The organism is Pedobacter ginsengisoli, assembly GCF_002736205.1.
In the GTDB taxonomy this organism is placed as follows: domain Bacteria; phylum Bacteroidota; class Bacteroidia; order Sphingobacteriales; family Sphingobacteriaceae; genus Pedobacter; species Pedobacter ginsengisoli_A.
In genome coordinates, this window is sequence record NZ_CP024091.1 from 3,569,211 (window position 1) to 3,589,723 (window position 20,513).

Consider the following 20,513-nt stretch of genomic DNA (forward strand, 5'->3'; position numbering starts at 1 on the left):
TTTTATGATGATAACAAAAGCCTGCCGGCATGCCAAAATCACCTTTTTGAGCAAAAATAATATGCTTATGGCACTTGTTGCAGTAAAAGTACAAGAATTCGGTCTAAAGTTCAGGACTTAATATACAATCCGCATATATTTGATGTACAACTTAAATTTTATAAAGCTCAACGGAATTTACATGTTAGGCCTTATAACTCATAAAAAAAGCAAATTTAATTATATGAAGAAGAAACTGTTAGCGCTATCCCTTTTCCTTTTAATAGGTTCTGGGATTATGGCTCAATCTGGCTATCAATGGAAAACAGCCACCAGCGATGGATATACTTACAAATACGTAACAAACGACCCAACCAAGTCACGTTTTTACACCTTAAAAAATGGGCTAACCGTTATTTTATCGCAAAACGTAAAAGAACCTACCATTGAATTTAGAATGGCCGTAAGGGCCGGAAGTAATACCGATCCGCGCACCGCCACGGGCCTGGCGCATTACCTGGAACATTTGCTGTTTAAAGGAACCGACAAATTCGGCACTATGGACTATGCAAAAGAAAAGCCTTTGCTTGATAAAATAGATGGATTATACGAGCAGTACAACAAAACCACAGATCCTACCAAACGAAAAGAGATTTACGCACAGATAGACAAAACATCCGGCCTGGCATCTAATTATTCTATTGCCAATGAATACGACAAAATGATCAAAGCAATAGGCGGTCAGTCTAGCAATGCTCATACCTGGTATGAAGAAACAGTATACAATGAAGATTTTCCGTCTAATGCGACTGATAAGTTTTTAGCCCTGCAGGCCGAAAGATTCCGCAATCCTGTTTTCCGCATCTTCCACACAGAGCTCGAAGCCGTTTATGAAGAGAAAAACCGTGGCCTCGATAATGATGCATGGAAAATGGATGAGAAAATGTCGGCCCTGTTATTCCCTACACACAACTATGGCCAGCAAACAACAATTGGTACAATAGAGCACCTTAAAAACCCATCTCTTGTTGAGATCAGAAAGTACTACAACAAGTACTATGTACCAAATAACATGGCAGTAGTATTGGCCGGCGATTTTAATCCCGATGAAATGATTAAAAAAGTTGACAAGTCTTTTGCCTTTATGCAATCAAAGCCAGTTACACTTTACAATCCAGCTCCTGAAAAGCCATTAACTAAAATTCAAACAGTTGACATATACGGCCCGAGTGCCGAGAGCATAGAAATATCTTACAGAGGATATGCCGAGAACTCTAAACAGAGCATGCTATTGGATTTAATATCAAGTATTTTATCGAATGGAAAAGCGGGTTTATTCGATATCAATTTAAATAAACAGCAAAAAGTACTACGTTCAAGTGCCAGCTATCAGCAGATGAAAGATTACGGAGTCTTCAATATGTCGGCCCAGCCTAAACAAGGTCAAACCTTAACAGAAGTGCAAAAACTTTTACTTGATCAAATTGAGATTTTAAAAAAAGGTAATTTTGATGAAAGCCTGATCAAGGCGACTGTTGCAAATAGTAAACTAGGATTGCTGCAGGCATTTGATAATAATGCTTATCGCGTTGATGCTGCAACCAACGAATTCATTTTAAATCGCGGAACCAAATGGGATAAGTCTTTAAGTAATCCCGATGAGATGGCTAAAATTACCAAAAGCCAGGTCATTGCATTTGCAAAGCAATTTTTTATAAACAACTATGTTATTGCCTTTAAACACAAAGGTGAAGACAAAAACATTGCGAAAGTAGAAAAACCATCCATTACACCGGTAAACACTAATGCTGCCGAAACATCCGAATTCACCAAAGAACTCCTTGCCGCACCAACAAGCTCCATATCACCTAAGTTCTTGGATTATAAAAAGGACTTAAATTTTGGAAAAGTCGGCATTGCTGATGTAATAACAGTTCAAAATAAAGAAAACAGCATTTTCCGCTTATCTTATCGTTTTGAAATGGGCGCATTAAACAACATGTTACAGCCATATGCTGCTCAATACCTGGCTTTTTTAGCTACCGACAAATACTCGGCAGAGCAGATAAGCAAGGAATTTTACAATATAGCATGCAACTACAGTATCAATGTTGGCAATGAGGTTACTACCATAAATATTAGTGGCCTGGAAGAAAACTTTGATAAAGCAGTAAGTCTTGTTGAACATATATTAGCCAACTGCAAACCTAATGAACAGGCATTGGCTGAACTTAAAAGCCGTATCCTTAAATCAAGAGAGAACAACAAGCTTAATAAGAGTGCAATTTTAGGCGGTTTAATGAATTATGCACAATACGGGTCTACCAATCCGTTTAATTCTACCCTAAGTAATGATGAGGTAAAGAATATTACATCTGACCAGTTAATCAGCACCTTACATAATATTAACAACTTTAAACACACCATTACTTATTATGGGCCGCAAACGCTGGAGGCATTTACAGAAAGCATAGGTAAGTTGCATAAACTACCTGCTGAGTTTACGCCTGAACCGCCAGCTAAAAAATTCACTTATACCAACAACACCACCAATCAGGTCTATTTTGCCGATTACGATATGGTTCAGTCTGAGATCCGCTGGGTAAGAAATGGTGGAGTCTTTAATCCGGACCTAACAGCCAAAATAAATCTATTTAACAGTTATTTTGGCGGGGGTATGGGATCTATAGTTTTCCAGACTATCCGGGAATCTAAGGCTTTGGCTTATTCAACGTTTGCTGTTTACTCCTCGCCAGACAAGAAGGATAAGAATTATGCTATGATAGCCTATGTAGGTAGCCAGGCCGACAAAATGAATGACGCCGTGGCCGGAATGAATGAATTGCTTAATGTTTTACCTGAAGCCAATAAATCGTTCGAAGCGTCGAAATATAATGCATTAAATGCATTAGAAACAAGCCGTGTTACCAAGGATGATATAATACAGAGTTACTTTGCTGATCAGAAACTTGGAATTGATCATGATTCTAGAATTGATGAATATAATGGTCTAAAACCTTTAACATTTGGAGATATCAAAGATTTTCACACAAACAATGTTGCCAATAAACCTTACAATTATTGCATTGTAGCCTCAGAGAAAAAAGTAAAACTAGAGGATATGCAGAAGTTTGGAACAGTAACCAAACTAACTTTAGAACAGATATTTGGGTACTAAAACTTAAAATTCCTTATGAATAAAAAAGAGGCCGTATCATTAATCAAAATCACAGTTCTTAAACAGAATTTAATTCTGAACACCCTCTAACAAGAATAAAAAGACAATAAAAAACAGCAAGTTTCTATTTGAAAATTGCCGTTTTTTATTGAAATGAAGACTGCTATGAAATATTATTTGGCAGCTTCGAAGCTAAATTGAATTATGATACAGGCTCTTTCTTATTCATGTTTTTTACAATGATTTAATCCAGGTTACCAGTTCATCTCTGGTTTTACCTGTTTTTTGCTGCAGTTTACCCAACAACTCGTCATCTTTCCCTTCTTCATGCTTCAAATCATCCTCGGTTAAGTCAGCATAAGCCTGTTTCACTTTACCCTTAATTTCATTCCATTTTCCTTTTAATTCTAACTTATCCATAATAGCTCTTTATTTTGTTTAACAATAAATAGATACTACATGAACAAGCTCAAGGAACAATTGTTTGTTATTTTTTTGCTTTTTCTATAATTTCATCAACCACTGCAGGATCCAGAAGCGTAGTAATGTCTCCCAAATTAGTGGTATCACCCTCAGCAATTTTCCTTAAAATACGACGCATAATTTTGCCTGATCTTGTTTTAGGTAACCCTGAAACAAAAAGTATTTTATCAGGTTTAGCAATAGCTCCGATAACACGGGTAACGGTCTGAAGAATATCTTTACGTGTAAGATCCTCATCACCATGTGCATTAGGGAAAATTACAAAAGCATAAATACCTTGTCCTTTTACATCGTGAGGAAATCCTACTACCGCACTTTCTACCACCCCGGCATGCATATTAATTGCATTTTCAACCTCTGCGGTTCCGATTCTATGGCCAGAAACATTAATTACATCATCTACCCTGCCGGTAATTCTGTAATAACCATCTACATCCCTTAAACAGCCATCGCCTGTAAAGTACATGTTATCGTAAGTAGAAAAATAAGTCTGCTTACAACGTTCATGATCTCCGTAAGTTGTGCGCAACATGCCAGGCCAAGGGAACTTAATACATAAATTACCGCTAACATCATTACCTTCAATCACATTACCCTGCTCATCAACCAAAACTGGCTGTATACCAGGCAATGGAAGCGTGGCAAAACTAGGCTTTGTTGGCGTTACAAAAGCAATTGGCGAAATCATAATACCACCGGTTTCAGTTTGCCACCAGGTATCAACAATAGGGCATTTACTTTTGCCTATATTTTCATCAAACCAATGCCAGGCTTCTTCATTTATAGGTTCACCCACTGATCCTAAAACCCTTAACGAAGTTAAGTCAACCCCTTCAATGGGCTGTAATCCAAAACTCATTAAAGAGCGGATTGCCGTTGGTGCAGTATATAAAATATTTACTTTATGTTTTTCAACTACCTGCCACATTCTTGAAGCATCAGGATATGTTGGGATACCCTCGAATATCACAGTTGTTGCACCTTGCGAAAGAGGGCCATAAACAATGTAAGAATGCCCTGTTATCCAGCCAATATCTGCGGTACAGAAAAACACTTCATCAGGCTGATAATTAAACACATTGGAAAATGTATACCCAGCATAAACCATGTATCCACCAACGGTATGCACTACACCTTTTGGCTTACCTGTAGAGCCTGATGTATATAATATAAACAGCAAATCTTCGGCATCCATTTCTTCGGCCGGACAATTGGTGTCTACTAATTTTATTTCATCTTCCCACCAGATATCACGTCCTTTTAACATAGAAACAGGAGTTCTGGTATGGGTTAAAACAATCACTTTTTCAACCGATGGGCAGCCTATAAGCGCATCGTCAATTACTTCTTTTAGTTGAATTTGTTTATTCCCTCTAAATGCACCATCGGCCGTAATTACTAATCTGCATTGGGCATCATTAATACGATCTGCAATAGATTTTGCAGAGAAACCGCCAAATACAACCGAATGTACAGCTCCAATACGTGCACATGCAAGTACTGCCACCGCCAATTCCGGTACCATTGGCATATAAATACAAACCCTGTCGCCTTTTTTTACCCCGTTCTTTTTCAAAACATTGGCAAATCGGCAAACCTGCTCGTGCAGTATTTTATAACTTAAAGTAATGCTATCTTTTTGCGGATCATTGGGTTCCCAGATAATAGCTGGTTTGTCTCCGTTTTCAGCCAGGTGGCGATCAAGACAGTTTTCGGTAATGTTCAGTTTGGCACCTTCGAACCACTTAATATTAGGTTCAGAGAAATTCCAGGAAAGTACTTTATCCCACTTTTTTTTCCAAAGAAAATTATCCGCTATTCGTGCCCAGAATTCTTCAGGCTGGTCTACACTTAACTGATAGTTCCTTTGATATTCTTCAAATGAATTAATTTGCATATTTGGTTTATTTCAACAACTAAAGCCCAAACTTAGATAAAATTGCGCTTTATAAAAACAATTTTATTGATCTATATTATTGGGATGAGACGGTTTTAGCAACAGTTCTTCAAAAGATTAGTATTTCTTCACGCCAAATACACAAACAGGTACGTGGCTGTTTCAGAAGTCTTATAATTTTGAGCATATTCGTTTTATATGATGAATTGTAGTTTATAGGCTAATTAATTCAGGCTTATGACAAATGCTTGATCTGGAGCATTATCTAGTTTATATTGATGACTCTTTGCTTTTTGTACATACTTAAAGAGGTTATCTGAGGCTTTCCTTACTCTGAATTTCATGTATTTCTTAAGATTGAAAGCTATTGCAGACATCAACATGACTTTATGTGCACCGGGTTTTCCTATTACACCAATTTTATTCAAGCCGTAGTAATGAACAAGACTTCCAAATACTGGCTCCACGGTGCTTTGAGGTAATCGTTTCATTTGCTTACCTCTTTTGCTATGCTGCTGACTATATGCTCTTTGATACTCTTCTCTATAGGCTGATCTGTTGATTTTTTTCGAGTTGCTATTTGGGATGCAGTCAGTCTTTAAAGGACAGTTTTTACAGTCCTTGTGAGCTGACCAGTAATTCTTCAATAAACTACCGTCTTGAGATTTATTAAACCTCTTAAAAGGTATTGATTTGCCCATTGTACAAGTATACTGATCCTTTTCTTTGTCATAAGGGAATCCTTCTATTTCTGGTTTGTACCTGCCAAAAACAGGTATCCATGCGGTAATATTTCTTTGCGCTAAAAAATGATAGTTAAACCCATTAGAATACCCCGTGTCTGCTAACAGGTTCTCTAACATCAGTTCATTTTTCTGCAGACGGTGCTGTATCTTATTGGTTAATCCAGGTAAATATTGGCTATCACGACCATCCGCAAAATCAGCTTGTACATGGCTAATGATTCCCTGTGCTGTATCTACAGCCATGCTGCAGTGATAATTTAGCTTTCTTGCTTTACCTGGTTTAACTGAAATACGGGCGTGGGGATCATGAGGGTTATAGTGTGTTTTATTACTAACTAGTTGAGCCTGTTTATTGGAAGCGCCCATAGGTTTCACTTCGCTATTGCGTATTTTCTGCTGCTGCCTTTCCACTGGTTTTAACTGATGTTCTGGAGCAGTGATATGTTGCTCTTTAATCGGTTTATTGTTTCTTTTATCTTCACTATTCTCTGAATCTGCTTTCTTAAGATAACTTCCAACTGATTCAATAGGAACTTTTAAGGCCAGGGATTCCATTGATGCATTAGCTTTAACTGGTGCTGAGTCTATTGCCTGAGTATGCCCAGACACCAACCCTGCCACTACACATAGACTAAACACCTTATTGAACAGGGTCTCAAATAAAGAGATGGGGTATAATTGTCTACTGAGACTAATGGTGGAGTGCCAAGGTAGCTCCTGATCTATGTCATATCCTAAAAAATAAAGTATATCCATTCGCATAGCGCAATGCTCAACCAGCTTCCGGTCTGATGTGATATTCTCTAGATAACCTGTTAGCATCAGTTTAAAGAAAAATACAGGATCAATAGACGGGTTTCATGTATTTCCGTATAGAAATTTAGTGTCTTTATATAGAAAACTAAGATCAATTGTTTCTAGAAGCCTACGATAAAAGTTCTCCTGGGGAACATGGTTTGATAATTGGAAATTAGTAAACAACTTTTCATTATAACCCTTTTTGCCTTGCATGGCTTTAATATACCCAATCTAAAAAATAATTGGAAATAATTAGAAATGTTTTATTGTTCTGCAACAGCCACGTAACTGTTTGTGTATTTGGTGTGAACCATGTGAGGACTTGGCCACTCCTGGCTACTTGTTAGGTGTTCATGTTAACAGTAATTACTGGTGCTAAATAATAATTGAAATTATTTTTGGCTCTTACTTGATGATTACAAATATTTTACTGATATTTGCACACTCTTAAAAAAATAAGCGAAGAACAATTAACAATATATTTAAAGGCATGTCTAGAGTTTGTGATTTAACCGGAAAAATGGCAATGACAGGTTTTAATGTTTCTCACTCAAACGTTAAAACCAAGCGTAAGTTTTATCCCAACTTACAACTTCAGAAATTTTATATTCCTGATGAGGATCGTTGGATAACACTGAAAGTATCTACTTCAGCTATCAAAACCATCAATAAAATTGGTATTACAGAAGCGATTAACCGCTTCATGAAAAAAGGATATTTGTAGAAACATTGGTTGATGCGAAATCAACCTTAATATTAATAAAATGGCAAAAAAAGGTAACAGAGTACAAGTTATTCTAGAGTGTACAGAACATAGAGCAAGCGGCATGCCTGGTGCTTCTAGATATATCACTACTAAAAACCGTAAAAACACTACTGAGAGATTAGAGTTGAAAAAATTCAATCCAGTGTTGAGAAAAGTAACTGTACACAAAGAAATTAAGTAATACATTTAGTATTTAACTAAATACAATCTATTTAGATCATGGCAAAAAAGGTAGTTGCAACCCTGAAAACGGGTAAAGGAAAAGAATATTCGAAAGTTATTACAATGACTAAGTCTCCAAAATCTGGTGCTTATTCTTTCAAAGAAGTTATTGTTCACAACGATCACGTTCAAGATGCTATTTCTGCATCTAAAAAATAATTTTAATATTTTATAATATTAAAGCCGTCCCTTTATTCTGGGAGGGCTTTTTTTGTTTTTCTATACATTCTTATGGGTTTATTTGATTTTTTTAAGAAAAAAGAGACTGCGCCTGAAGCGCAGGAAGCTCTTGACAAGGGATTGGAGAAAACTAAGGAGGGCTTTTTAAGTAAAATCACAAAAGCTGTAGCCGGTAAGTCTACTATTGATGATGACGTACTGGACAACCTCGAAGAAGTTTTGGTAACCTCTGATGTTGGTGTAACTACAACATTAAAAATTATAGACCGAGTACAGAAACGTGTAGCAAAAGACAAATACCTTTCTACCTCTGAACTAAATAATCTGCTGCGCGATGAAATTCAGTTGTTACTTGCAGAAAATAACAGCAACGATTTCAGAAGTTTTGAATACGGTAACCATAAACCATATGTAATTATGGTGGTCGGAGTAAATGGTGTGGGCAAAACTACAACCATTGGCAAACTGGCACATAAACTTAAAGCAGAAAACCTTAAAGTTGTTTTAGGTGCTGCCGATACCTTCAGGGCCGCAGCGGTTGAACAAATTAAACTTTGGGGTGAGCGTGTTGGTGTACGTGTTGTTGCACAGGCAATGGGTTCTGATCCTGCATCTGTAGCTTTTGACACTTTGCAATCGGCAGTTGCCAATGGCGAAGATGTTGTGATTATAGATACTGCTGGTCGTTTACACAACAAAATTGGCTTAATGAATGAGTTGGGCAAAATTAAAAATGTGATGCAAAAGGTAATCCCTGGCGCACCTCATGAAATATTATTGGTACTTGACGGATCTACCGGTCAAAATGCTTTTGAACAGTGCAAACAGTTTACCGAAGCAACTGACGTAAATGCTCTTGCCATAACTAAACTTGATGGTACTGCTAAAGGCGGTGTTGTTATCGGAATTTCCGATCAGTTTAAAATACCGGTAAAATATATAGGCGTTGGCGAAAGCATGAACGACCTGCAATTATTTGATAAAAAAGCATTTGTTGATAGTTTGTTTAAATAGTAACAAGCATACAATAAATAAAAAGATAATACTGACTTACAAAACATGAATACAAAAACTTCCACAAAAATAATCCCTGTTAAAAAACCAAAGATTAACGTAATCACATTGGGCTGTTCCAAAAACACTTACGATTCTGAGGTTTTAATGGGCCAATTGCGCGGAAATAGTTTAGATGTTATTCATGAATCTAACCAGGTTGGCAAAGACGATATTGTTGTAATTAATACCTGTGGTTTTATAGATAATGCAAAACAAGAATCTATTGATACCATATTGCAATACAGCCAGTTAAAGGACGAAGGGAAAGTGGCAAAAGTAATTGTAACCGGATGCCTTTCGGAACGCTATAAGCCTGAGTTAGAAGCCGAAATTACCAATGTTGATGCTTATTTTGGCACCAATGATTTAAATAACCTGCTCCACTCTTTAGGTGCAAATTATAAGCATGAATTAATTGGCGAGCGTTTGCTAACCACCCCGTCACACTTCGCTTATTTTAAAATTGCAGAGGGTTGTAACAGACCTTGCTCTTTTTGCGCTATTCCGCTGATGCGTGGCAAACACGTATCCAGAGATATGGAAGAGCTGGTAAATGAAGCTAAAATATTGGCCGCTAACGGTACCAAAGAACTTATACTAATTGCTCAGGACCTTACTTATTATGGTCTTGATATTTATGGAAAACGTAATCTTGATGAGTTATTACGCCGACTATCTGATGTAAGGGGTATTGAATGGATCAGACTGCAATACGCCTACCCTTCTGGCTTTCCGATGGAAATTCTGGATGCAATGAATGAGCGTGAGAATATTTGCAAGTATTTGGATATGCCATTGCAGCATATTACAGACAATATGCTGAAGTCAATGCGTCGTGGTATTACCAAGCAAAAGACTATAGATATTGTTAATCAAATTAGAGATAAGGTACCGGGTATCGCAATGCGTACTACTTTGATTTGCGGATACCCAGGAGAAACTGAGCAGGATTTTGAAGAAATGCTTAGCTGGGTTGAGGAAACCCGTTTCGACAGATTAGGATGCTTTACTTACTCTCATGAAGAAAAAACTCATGCACATAGTCTGATTGATGATGTACCTGAAGAGGTAAAACAAGCACGTGTTGATGCAATTATGGAATTACAACAAGGAATTTCTTTTGATATAAACCAAGATAAAATAGGCAAAACCTATAAAGTTTTGGTTGACAGAAAAGAAGGCGACTTCTTTGTTGGCCGTACTGAATTTGACTCGCCAGAGGTTGACAATGAAGTTTTAATTGACGCAGCTACCGGCTATGCGGCAAATGGAACTTTTGTAAATGTTAAGATTGATCGTGCCGAAGATTTTGATCTATATGGACAAATTGTAAAATAAAGGCTTCATATTTAGATTTATAGTTTATTAGCTTAAATTCGTAGCGATGCAAGCTAAATACATCTCTTATCAGGAAACTAATGCTTTCTCTTCCATTGTGCTGGATTACATTTCCAAAAATGGGAAGTTAAGCCAATTTTATAAATATGAACCGGATTTTTCCGGCTTTGAAAAAGCTATTGCTGATCGTACTTTTAAAGCCGACAGAGCTATTCTGGTTAGCACCTTACAAAAACAATATTCATCGATTCAGGTTTCGCCATTAGTAAAGGCCAACATTGAGCTCTTAGCGGATAAAAAGACTTTTACAATTACCACAGGTCATCAGCTAAATATATTTACAGGCCCCCTATATTTTATCTACAAAATAGTTACTGCAATAAACCTGGCGCGTGATCTAAAACAACAATTTCCTGACTATAATTTTGTGCCTGTATACTGGATGGCAACAGAAGATCATGATTTTGAAGAAATCAACCATGTTAAGGTTGAGGATAAAATGATTACCTGGAATAAAAATGCTGCCGGAGCCACTGGAAGGCTTGACACTGCTGATATTGCAGAAGCGCTTGCTGCATATAAAGGATACCTGGGTATTAGTGAAAATGGCATAGGATTTTCGAAAACTGTAGACAAGGCTTACACCAGTAATAGGAAGTTAAGTGATGCTACCCGAGAATTGGTTGATGCCCTTTTTGGCAAATACGGTTTGGTTTGTGTGGATGCAGATGACCATGCGCTTAAAAGCCAGTTTGCCGAAATCATATATAAAGATATTACTGAAGAGAACAGCTTTAAATTAATCAGCAAAGCCAGTTCCGAGCTGGAAACTATGGGTTACAAAGCCCAGGTTAACCCCAGAGAAATCAATTTCTTTTATATGATTGATGGCCTAAGGGAACGGATTATAGAAGAAAACGGAAGTTACATGGTGATGAACTCTTCTATAGGTTTTACTAAAACTGAGCTGCAAAAAGAGATAAATGCTTATCCAGAAAGGTTTAGCCCCAATGTGGTAATGCGTCCTGTTTATCAAGAAGTTATACTACCTAATATAGCTTATATTGGTGGAGGGGCTGAGGTGACATACTGGCTGCAATTAAAAGCAAATTTTGACCATTATAAAATTGATTTCCCGGTATTAATGTTGCGTAATTCTGCTTTGCTTATCGACAAAAGAAGTGAAGCCAGAATGGAAGTATTGGGCATTAGTCATAGAAACTTATTTAGTGACACTGAGACACTAAAAAATGAATGGGTTAAATCGCATGTTAATCTTCAATTCTCTCTTGATAATGAGGAGAGGTCAATAAGCGCAATTTTTGATCAAATAAAGCTTAATGCTTATAAAATAGACAAAAGTCTTTCACAATCGGCAGATGCTGCCAAGACAAAAGCACTAAAGCTTATCTTCACCCTGGAGAAAAAAATGCTAAGGGCTGAAAAGCGAAAGCATGTTACTTCGTTCTCTCAAATAGATAATCTTAAAGAAAAATTATTCCCTTCTGGCGTGCTACAGGAAAGGGTACTTAATATTGCACCAATGATTGTACTTTATGGTGATGATTTTATAGATTCGCTGATTACCCATTTTAAACCTTTAGATTATCAGTTTACAGTTCTTTTTGCCTAATTCAAATGACCTTTTACACTTTTACAGAGAACAAATTACGCCAGTTTACAGAACGTGTGTTTTTAAAAATGGGATGTCCGTTGGCAGATGCGCAGTTGGCGGCTGATGTGCTATTAAAATCTGATTTGAGAGGTATTGATTCGCATGGCGTAGCACGATTAAGCGGCTACGTTCGCCTATGGGAAAAGCAACGGATAAATGCAAATCCTGTAATAAAAATTGTTCACGAAACAGCTACAACTGCCACTGTTGATGGCGATAGTGGTTTAGGACTGGTGGTAGCACCCTTTGCCATGAAAATAGCGATAGAAAAAGCACGTATTTATGGTAGCGGATGGGTTGCGGTTAAAAATTCAAATCACTTTGGTATTGCCGGCTATCATTCGTTAATGGCTGCTGAACAGGAAATGATTGGTATTAGTATGACAAATGCGAGCCCACTTGTTGCTCCAACTTATTCCAGTGAACGTTTACTGGGGACAAATCCAATGTGTTATGCTTTTCCGGCAGGTAAATACCCACCCGTTATAGTTGATATGGCAACAGCCGCAGCTGCTAATGGGAAACTGGAAATTGCGCAGAGGGCTAATCAGCCTATCCCTGAAGGATGGGTACAGGATTCGACCGGTAATACGTCAACAAATCCTCATCAATTAAAGGAAGGTGGTTCATTGCTACCGCTAGGTAGCGACAAAGATCATGGCAGCCATAAGGGTTATGGTTTAAGTGCTACTGTAGATATTTTTTCTGCTGTATTGTCTGGCGCAAATTACGGGCCATGGGTACCTCCATTTGTTGCTTTTTTAGAGCCCCCTACTGATCCGGTTGGAGAAGGTATTGGGCATTTTCTTGGTGCAATGAGAGTTGATGGTTTTAGGCCTGCCCAGGATTTTAAAGACCATCTGGACAATTGGATTGAACGTTTTAAAAGTGCGAAAACTGTTGACGCGGACAAAAAGGTAATTATTCCCGGAGAGCCGGAATTTGCTTATGAGCAAGAACGCAGAATTAGCGGAATTCCGTTGATTGACGTTGTTGTTAATGATCTGAACGAACTTGCTAAAAAACTTGAAATAGAGGGGCTATAAAGCCCCCCTAAAAGAAAATGCCAATGCTGGAAGATCCTTCTGGATATTTTTGGGCAACCACACTTTTACAGTTGTTCCCTTATTCTCCCATTTAAGTTTCTGACCGGTTTGAATTAGTTGAATTGCTGTTCCTTTAGCTGGTACGTTTCCATTCCACACTACATATTCAGGAGTATTATCTTTAAGACAGGTTAACGCATACTTGGTCTTTCCGTCTTTACTTTGTGTAAACCAGGTATCGCCATCATGATAATCTTTGGTAATTCTGGTATTATAAATAGCTTTCCCATTTACGTTTAGCCATTTACCTATATCTTCCAACCTTGCAATAGCATCCTGAGGAATAGTTCCATCTGCTTTTGGCCCCACTCCAAGTAATAAACTACCCCCCTTTGCCACAATCTCAATTAGGGTGTGAATTACCTTAGTGGCAGACTTATATTGATCATTAGGAACAAAGCCCCATGCACCGCCTAAGGTCATGCAGCTTTCCCATGGATTTGCCAGTTGTTGTTTTGGTACGCTTTGTTCTGGTGTTTGATAGTTTTCGTAAGGTCCGTGAACAGTTCTGTCTACCATTAACAGACCTGGCTGCGCTTTACGTGCCATATCGGCAATAGCAGGCATATCAATATCCTGACTCCATTCAGGAATTCTCATTCCCCATGAAAGTACTTCTTCGTTAACTGTTTCTAACGGTCTAACCCATCCCCCATCTAACCAAAGGATATCTACTGAGCCATAGTTATGCATCAACTCACTAATTTGATTAAATGTTTGTTTTTTAAACATGCTCCATCTCCATGGATTTTTTCTGATATCATAATTATTGTTTCTATCTGCAGTTGCATATTTTGGCCACCAATAATATTCAGAATGCCAATCTGGTTTTGAAAAATAAGCTCCAATCATAAAGCCCTGTTTGCGAAAGGCATCAAACACATATTTTGCCACATCGGCTTTAGGATTGTCTTTAAATGGCCCTGCAGAGATCTTAAAATCTGACTCCTTAGTATCAAACATATTGAACCCATCATGATGCTTAGTGGTAAATACCAGGTAACGCATACCTGCATCTTTACCTGCTTTAGCCCATTGATCAGGATTAAATTTAACCGGGTTAAAATCTTTACTTAAACCCCAGTACCATTTTTTATAATCTTCGTAGTTACTTGTACTATCCCTGGATATCCAATCTTCTGAGCAGATGGACCACGATTCAATAATACCGGGCACAGCATACAAACCCCAATGAATAATCATCCCAAATTTTTGATCCTGCCATTTATCTAATTTCTGACTAACCAAAGGATCTTTAGGCCATTCATATATGGTTGATTGGTGGTGTACGCCGTTATCCTGGGCATTCAACCTCCCTATAAACAAAGGAATGAGCAATAATACGGCAAATAATTTCTTCATAAATGGGGTTTTAATGATTACAGAAGATTCTTCTGGCTAAAAAACGATAAAAGACTGTATGGGTTAAATATACAGTCTTTTATCGTTTTACTTATTAATTCTTTTGGATTTAATTGATTCCTTTCAACAACCTATTCCATCTTATTTTGCTAAAGAATGACCCATTTGTATCATAACTCATCCATATAAATAATGCCTTTCCAACAATGTGATCTTCAGGAACAAATCCCCAGTAACGGGAATCTAATGAATTATGCCTGTTGTCTCCCATCATCCAGTAATAGTCCATCTTAAAAGTATAACTGGTTGCAGGCTTACCATTGATAAGCCAACCATTACCAGATTTCTCCAACTTGTTACCCTCGTAAATTCTGATACTCCTTTCATAAAAAGGCATTGATGCGCTATCAAGTTGTACCGTCATTCCCTTTTTAGGGATAACAATTGGTCCGAAATTATCTACGTTCCAGTTCTTTTTTGGATCAAAGGGAAATATATCCCTTTCCTGATATCCCTCTGGCTGCGTTAATTCTTTAACAGACTGCACAAAGTCAAGCTTCTTCACATCTTCCATCATAATTTCGGAACCAGTAAATGAATAAGAGGTAGCACTTAATTGCGAAATTTCCGGATCTCCCTCTCTCATACTAAATCCCATCTCCTGAAAAATACCAAAGTTTACGTTGGGAGTCTTAAAGGTTACCTCATAAGTAAAATTACCTGTATTTTTCAATTTTTCAGGTTTACCATTTACAGAGACAAGGCCATTTTTCATACTAACGGTATCCCCCGCAATGCCAATACATCTCTTAATATAATTTTCTCTTTTATCAACCGGTCTGCTAACAATAGTATAATGTTTATTCACTGCTTCCCAACCTTCAGATCTCACCATTTTATAATAATCAGCATCCTGAGCCTCTAAAGCAACAGTATCACCTTGAGGGTAGTTAAATACTACTACATCATTTCTTTTGATATCAGACAAACCAGGCAACCTGCGATATTTCCATTGTATACCATCCCAATATGCCTTAGTGCCAGTTACAGGCATAGTATGATGAGCAAAAGGGAATGCAACAGGAGTCATTGGCACACGAGGGCCGTAGTTAACTTTGCTAACAAACAAGAAATCACCTACCAGCAGCGATCTTTCCATAGAGCCTGTAGGTATTGTATATGCTTCTATAAAAAACACTCTGATTATGGTGGCTGCAATTACTGCGAATAAAATGGCATCAACCCATTCACGGCTTTTGGATTTTTTCTTTTTTGGCTTAGTGTCTTTATTTTCCTTTTGCCAGAATTTCCAATTCATATCTTATTATTTAAAATTAAATATATCGGCTATATTATAAAAGCCTTGTTTCTTTTCAAGCCATTCTGCAGCCACAACTGCCCCTAGTGCAAATCCTGAACGGTTATGAGCAGTATGTTTAAATTCAATCTCATCAACCTCAGAACTATACACAACTGTATGTGTACCAGGAATATTTTCAATTCTATGGGATTCAATTAGTAATTGATCTTTCTTTAATACATCATCGAACTGGGTTCCAACCAACTCATTTACCCATTCGTGTTTTCTTTCAACATTTTCGATGATACCTTCAGCAATAGTCATAGCTGTACCACTAGGCGAATCCAGTTTCTGGGTATGATGAATTTCCTCTACCTGAACCTCGTATGCCGGAAAGTCGTTCATTAACCTAGCCAGCACCTTATTCATATGAAAGAAAATATTAACCCCAATACTAAAGTTTGATCCATAAAGGAGTGCATTGTTACGTGTAAGGCACTCGTTTTTCACTTCCTGTAGCTGGCCATACCAACCCGTAGTACCTACAACAACAGGAACATTGGCATCAAAGCAAGCATAAATATTATTTATTGCAGCATCAGGGGCACTAAAATCAATAGCTACATCAGCTTTTCGCAAGTTAGCCGTTGTCAGATCTTCAAGATTATCAATACTTATTTTCAAGACTACTTCATGTCCTCTTTCTAAAGCAAAATGCTCAATAATCTGACCCATTTTACCGTAGCCTAATAATGCTATTTTCATTGGTTATATTCTTTTACTGGTTATAGGGAACATCTTAAAAAGTCCCTTTTCACTTAATATTTTTAATTTTTTGCTAAAGGTATTAAAAGCACACAAATACCCGCTTAAACTTGCAAAAAATATACTATAGTCTAATAGTAAGCTTCACACCTGGAGTTACATTGTTAAAACCGTACATATTATTGGTATTGATTAAGCCGGGAGAGAGCTTCATCCCTATATCGTCTACATTAAAATATTTTAGACGGGCATCTATATATGCCTCAACAACATTTAGAAGATATAAACCTACGTACGAGAAAATAATTACTTCTTTATTCCTTCTAAAAAGGTCTTTTGCAGTAATTAACCCAGCCTCATCCATATTGTTATACGGAAAAGCAGGGCTTTTCTCTCCATCATTTGCTCGCCTATAAATAATTTCATTATAAAAGAGTCTGTAATTCTTACTATTATCTATAAATGAAATAGTTAATAGTGTTATACCTGTGTAAAGACCAGCAACTTTTGCAAGCCTGTAAACAGTAACCCCATTTCTGATTTGCCCAAGTCCGGGAAGCATCAGTGAACTAAGAGCTGCTCTTCTGCCTGCTATTTTACCAAGATTTACGTAGGCAGGTTTCTTGAGTGTATCTACTTTTTGAGCTTTAACAGGCTCCACCAGCGGCTTTGGTTTAATAATCAGCGTATCCTTTTTCACTACAGGGGTTTCCTGAGCATAAGTTACCACCGTAATAAAAAGAAATAAAACCGATAGCAGCAGACTTTTGTACATTACCAATCTAATAATTCCAGAATACGACTCAGGTCATCCTCAGACATGAACGGAATCTCTATAGCTCCTTTTCCATTTTCGCCAACTTTTAACTTCACTTTTGTGGCAAACTTTGATGCTAAATCTCTCTGTAGTTTTTGATACTCAAAGGAAACACCAACTGGCTGTTTATTTGATTTAGGCTTTACCTGAACGCTATTTATACTTCTTACAAGCTCTTCAACCTTACGCACAGACAATCCTTTATCAATAATTTCCTGATGAATAAAGAGTTGCTTTTCTGTTTGTTCAACATTTATAAGTGCGCGTGCATGCCCCATAGAAATTTTTTGATCTCTTATAGAGATTTGTATTGCTGGCGGCAGTTTTAATAAGCGAAGATAGTTAGTTACCGTAGTACGATTTTTACCTATTCTTTCGCCCAATTGTTCTTGTTTCAGATTACACTCATCTATCATTTGCTGAAAACTCAACGCAATCTCAATTGCATTTAGGTTTTCACGCTGAATGTTTTCAATAAGGGCCATTTCCAGCATTTGCTGATCATTGGCAGTGCGTATATATGCAGGGATTTCGGTTAGGCCAGCTAGTTTAGACGCCCTTAGTCTTCTTTCTCCTGAAATTAACTGATACTTACCTCCTGTTTGTTTCCTTACTGTTATTGGCTGTATTAAACCTTGAACCCTGATGGACTCAGAAAGTTCATTTAAAGCGACCTGATCAAATTCAGTACGAGGCTGATAGGGATTAGTTTCAACATCATTAATATTGATATGCCCGATATTATTATTACTACCGCCACCATCTTGCTTTGTTTCACTTACATGGTTAACTCCACTCTTTGGCGGATTTACAGCATCTGAGTCATCCAAAAGCGCACTTAATCCTTTACCTAAACCTGTTTTTCGCTGAAAAGACGTCATTAAAAATATTTTTAAATAATTGCTGTAGTTGTATTCTGTACTTCTTTAACCATTCCGTTTTTATGAACAATTTCACGGGCAAGATTCAGGTAGTTAATTGCTCCCTTACAAGTTGCATCGTGCATAATTACAGATATACCATAACTTGGAGCCTCACTTAAACGAGTATTACGCTGTATAATTGTATCAAAAACCAAATCCTGGAAATGGGTTTTAACCTCTTCCACAACCTGATTAGATAACCTTAAACGTACATCATACATCGTAAGCAAAATCCCTTCAATCTCCAATTCAGGATTTAAACGGTTTTGAACAATTTTAATTGTGTTCAAAAGTTTCCCCAAGCCTTCAAGAGCGAAATACTCACACTGAACCGGAATAATTACTGAATCAGCAGCTGTAAGCGCGTTAATGGTAATTAAACCTAAAGATGGAGAGCAGTCAACAATAATAAAATCATACTGATCCTTAACTTTTTCAAGAACAGCCTTCATTTTATATTCCCTGTTATTCAGGTTTATCATCTCAATTTCTGCCCCAACCAAATCGATATGTGCCGGTAGCAAGTCAAGATTAGGTGTTTCAGTTTTCTGAATAGCATCTACTGCATCAATATCATTAATGATACACTCGTATATGCTATTCTTGATGCTTCTTGGATCAAAACCAATACCAGAGGTAGAATTGGCTTGTGGATCAGCATCTACTAATAATGTTCTGTATTCTAGTACGGCTAAACTTGCAGCTAAGTTAATTGATGAAGTAGTTTTACCTACACCACCTTTCTGATTTGCCAATGCAATAATTTTACTCATCTATCTTATTAATAATTACAATTATTCTATAACGGCTTGTATTTACTCGACGTAAATCTATAAAAAATGCTATTTTTGTGTTTATATAGGCATATTTTAACGAATAGCTAAGATACAAACTAAATGGCAAAGTTAGTATTAAAGCCATAAGTGTTTTAAACATCTTATTAACAATTTATACATGGTAACCATCATATCCGGAACCAACAGACCCGATAGTAACACACTAAAAGTCGCCAAATATTATCAGAAAACATTGGCATCAAAAGGCTTAGAATCAACCGTCTTTAACCTCGAAGATCTACCAGCTCAGCTTATCAGCTCAGACTTATACGGAAAACGGAGTCCTGAATTTGCTCCTATTCAGGAAATGGTAACCAAAACCACTAAATTTCTTTTCATTATTCCTGAATATAACGGCAGCTTTCCCGGTGTACTAAAGGTTTTTATTGATGCCTGTAACTTCCCGGAAAGCTTTTACGATAAAAAAGCAGCCCTTGTAGGTGTATCATCCGGCAAATACGGAAACATTCGTGGTGTTGATCATTTTGGAGGTGTATGTAGCTATCTGCACTTACACGTATTACCTTTAAGACTGCATATTGCCACAATCAAAGCAGAATTAAACGAACAAGGTGATTTCTTTAAAGAAGACACACTCAAATTTACTGACCAGCAGATGAATAAATTTATTGCGTTTTAAAGCTCATCCAAGTTTTACCTTCATTTCCAAAAACAAAGTATCCGGGGTATAACATCTCTGCTAAATCTTCCAAAGCAGCTACAGCAGTGCCAGCCTCATGTGCAATTGCAGCCTCATCATCCCAAAGATATACCCTATCATACTCAACCGATGGCCAATCTTTGTTCAACAGCGAAGGAACAATGCCCATTAATTGCAACATACCGATACTTTTCTCGTAATAAATAACAACTCTGGCTGTGTTAACATCATCCTGCAAAACTCCACCAGCTTCGGCAATCAGCTCCTTCAAATCCTCATTCAGCCTATTACTGGTATCCACAAAAGCAACTGCAACCTTATCCATAAACTTTATTTTATGCTGAATTATATCTATCCGTTCCTGAAGATCTTCGCGCATTTGTTCATCCTCAATCCTATTTATAACCGCATTTAAAAAAGACATA

Annotated in this window: 19 protein-coding genes; 9 read left to right on the top strand and 10 right to left on the bottom strand. The window is 37.3% G+C overall.

The features are described 5' to 3' along the window. Positions 1-223 precede the first annotated feature (223 nt). Positions 224-3,157 carry a M16 family metallopeptidase gene (locus CPT03_RS14670; protein ID WP_099441135.1) on the top strand — a complete coding sequence of 978 codons (2,934 nt, stop codon included), beginning with the start codon at positions 224-226 and terminating at the stop codon, positions 3,155-3,157. Positions 3,158-3,391: 234 nt separating this feature from the next. On the opposite strand, the gene CPT03_RS14675 is transcribed toward CPT03_RS14670, so the two are convergent. From CPT03_RS14675 to CPT03_RS14685, 3 genes are all read right to left on the bottom strand, one after another. Further along, the gene (locus CPT03_RS14675) at positions 3,392-3,577 is read right to left on the bottom strand and encodes a CsbD family protein (protein ID WP_048903769.1); all 186 of its coding nucleotides are present in this window, start codon (positions 3,575-3,577) and stop codon (positions 3,392-3,394) included. Positions 3,578-3,644: 67 nt separating this feature from the next. Continuing rightward, a complete protein-coding gene (acs, locus tag CPT03_RS14680; protein ID WP_099439548.1) occupies positions 3,645-5,537 on the bottom strand; it encodes an acetate--CoA ligase in 1,893 nt (630 codons plus the stop codon). Positions 5,538-5,761: 224 nt separating this feature from the next. Next, the gene (locus tag CPT03_RS14685) at positions 5,762-7,105 is read right to left on the bottom strand and encodes a transposase (RefSeq protein ID WP_216641554.1); all 1,344 of its coding nucleotides are present in this window, start codon (positions 7,103-7,105) and stop codon (positions 5,762-5,764) included. 466 nt (positions 7,106-7,571) lie between these two features. Between CPT03_RS14685 and rpmB the strand changes: the two genes are divergently transcribed. From rpmB to CPT03_RS14720, 7 genes are all read left to right on the top strand, one after another. Next, entirely contained in the window at positions 7,572-7,805 is a 234-nt protein-coding gene (rpmB, locus tag CPT03_RS14690; protein ID WP_039866682.1) for a 50S ribosomal protein L28, read from the top strand. Between the two features lie 40 nt (positions 7,806-7,845). Continuing rightward, positions 7,846-8,028, top strand: coding sequence for a 50S ribosomal protein L33 (gene rpmG / locus CPT03_RS14695; protein ID WP_048903767.1), 183 nt, complete (start codon positions 7,846-7,848; stop codon positions 8,026-8,028). 38 nt (positions 8,029-8,066) lie between these two features. Further along, the gene (locus CPT03_RS14700; RefSeq protein ID WP_069378912.1) at positions 8,067-8,228 is read left to right on the top strand and encodes a DUF4295 domain-containing protein; all 162 of its coding nucleotides are present in this window, start codon (positions 8,067-8,069) and stop codon (positions 8,226-8,228) included. 72 nt (positions 8,229-8,300) lie between these two features. After that, positions 8,301-9,263: a signal recognition particle-docking protein FtsY gene (gene ftsY, locus CPT03_RS14705; protein WP_099439549.1), complete on the top strand. Its 963-nt coding sequence runs from the start codon at positions 8,301-8,303 to the stop codon at positions 9,261-9,263. 45 nt (positions 9,264-9,308) lie between these two features. Then, positions 9,309-10,643 (top strand): 30S ribosomal protein S12 methylthiotransferase RimO, encoded by a 1,335-nt coding sequence (gene rimO, locus CPT03_RS14710; RefSeq protein WP_099439550.1) that lies wholly within the window; start codon positions 9,309-9,311, stop codon positions 10,641-10,643. Between the two features lie 46 nt (positions 10,644-10,689). Further along, positions 10,690-12,276: a bacillithiol biosynthesis cysteine-adding enzyme BshC gene (gene bshC, locus CPT03_RS14715; protein ID WP_099439551.1), complete on the top strand. Its 1,587-nt coding sequence runs from the start codon at positions 10,690-10,692 to the stop codon at positions 12,274-12,276. Between the two features lie 5 nt (positions 12,277-12,281). Next, positions 12,282-13,364 (top strand): Ldh family oxidoreductase, encoded by a 1,083-nt coding sequence (locus CPT03_RS14720; protein WP_099439552.1) that lies wholly within the window; start codon positions 12,282-12,284, stop codon positions 13,362-13,364. Here CPT03_RS14720 and CPT03_RS14725 read toward each other — a convergent pair. The 6 genes from CPT03_RS14725 to CPT03_RS14750 form a co-directional block, all read right to left on the bottom strand. Then, positions 13,359-14,786 carry an alpha-L-fucosidase gene (locus tag CPT03_RS14725; protein WP_099439553.1) on the bottom strand — a complete coding sequence of 476 codons (1,428 nt, stop codon included), beginning with the start codon at positions 14,784-14,786 and terminating at the stop codon, positions 13,359-13,361. The two genes, CPT03_RS14720 and CPT03_RS14725, sit on opposite strands and share 6 nt — an antisense overlap. 109 nt (positions 14,787-14,895) lie before the next feature. Continuing rightward, positions 14,896-16,104 (bottom strand): signal peptidase I, encoded by a 1,209-nt coding sequence (gene lepB / locus CPT03_RS14730; RefSeq protein WP_099439554.1) that lies wholly within the window; start codon positions 16,102-16,104, stop codon positions 14,896-14,898. Positions 16,105-16,110: 6 nt separating this feature from the next. Continuing rightward, on the bottom strand, positions 16,111-16,851 hold the full coding sequence (dapB, locus tag CPT03_RS14735; protein ID WP_099439555.1) for a 4-hydroxy-tetrahydrodipicolinate reductase: 741 nt from the start codon (positions 16,849-16,851) through the stop codon (positions 16,111-16,113). A 124-nt stretch (positions 16,852-16,975) separates the two neighbouring features. Further along, complete coding sequence (locus CPT03_RS14740) at positions 16,976-17,626, bottom strand: DUF5683 domain-containing protein (protein WP_099439556.1); 651 nt, start codon at positions 17,624-17,626, stop codon at positions 16,976-16,978. Beyond that, positions 17,626-18,549: a ParB/RepB/Spo0J family partition protein gene (locus tag CPT03_RS14745; protein ID WP_099439557.1), complete on the bottom strand. Its 924-nt coding sequence runs from the start codon at positions 18,547-18,549 to the stop codon at positions 17,626-17,628. Before CPT03_RS14745 ends, CPT03_RS14740 begins: the two co-directional genes overlap by 1 nt. A gap of 11 nt (positions 18,550-18,560) precedes the next feature. Further along, positions 18,561-19,364, bottom strand: coding sequence for a ParA family protein (locus tag CPT03_RS14750; RefSeq protein ID WP_099439558.1), 804 nt, complete (start codon positions 19,362-19,364; stop codon positions 18,561-18,563). 181 nt (positions 19,365-19,545) lie between these two features. Between CPT03_RS14750 and CPT03_RS14755 the strand changes: the two genes are divergently transcribed. After that, complete coding sequence (locus CPT03_RS14755) at positions 19,546-20,067, top strand: NADPH-dependent FMN reductase (RefSeq protein ID WP_099439559.1); 522 nt, start codon at positions 19,546-19,548, stop codon at positions 20,065-20,067. Here CPT03_RS14755 and CPT03_RS14760 read toward each other — a convergent pair. Further along, on the bottom strand, positions 20,054-20,512 hold the full coding sequence (locus CPT03_RS14760) for a hypothetical protein (RefSeq protein ID WP_099439560.1): 459 nt from the start codon (positions 20,510-20,512) through the stop codon (positions 20,054-20,056). The genes CPT03_RS14755 and CPT03_RS14760 overlap by 14 nt on opposite strands. Position 20,513: the final 1 nt, after the last annotated feature.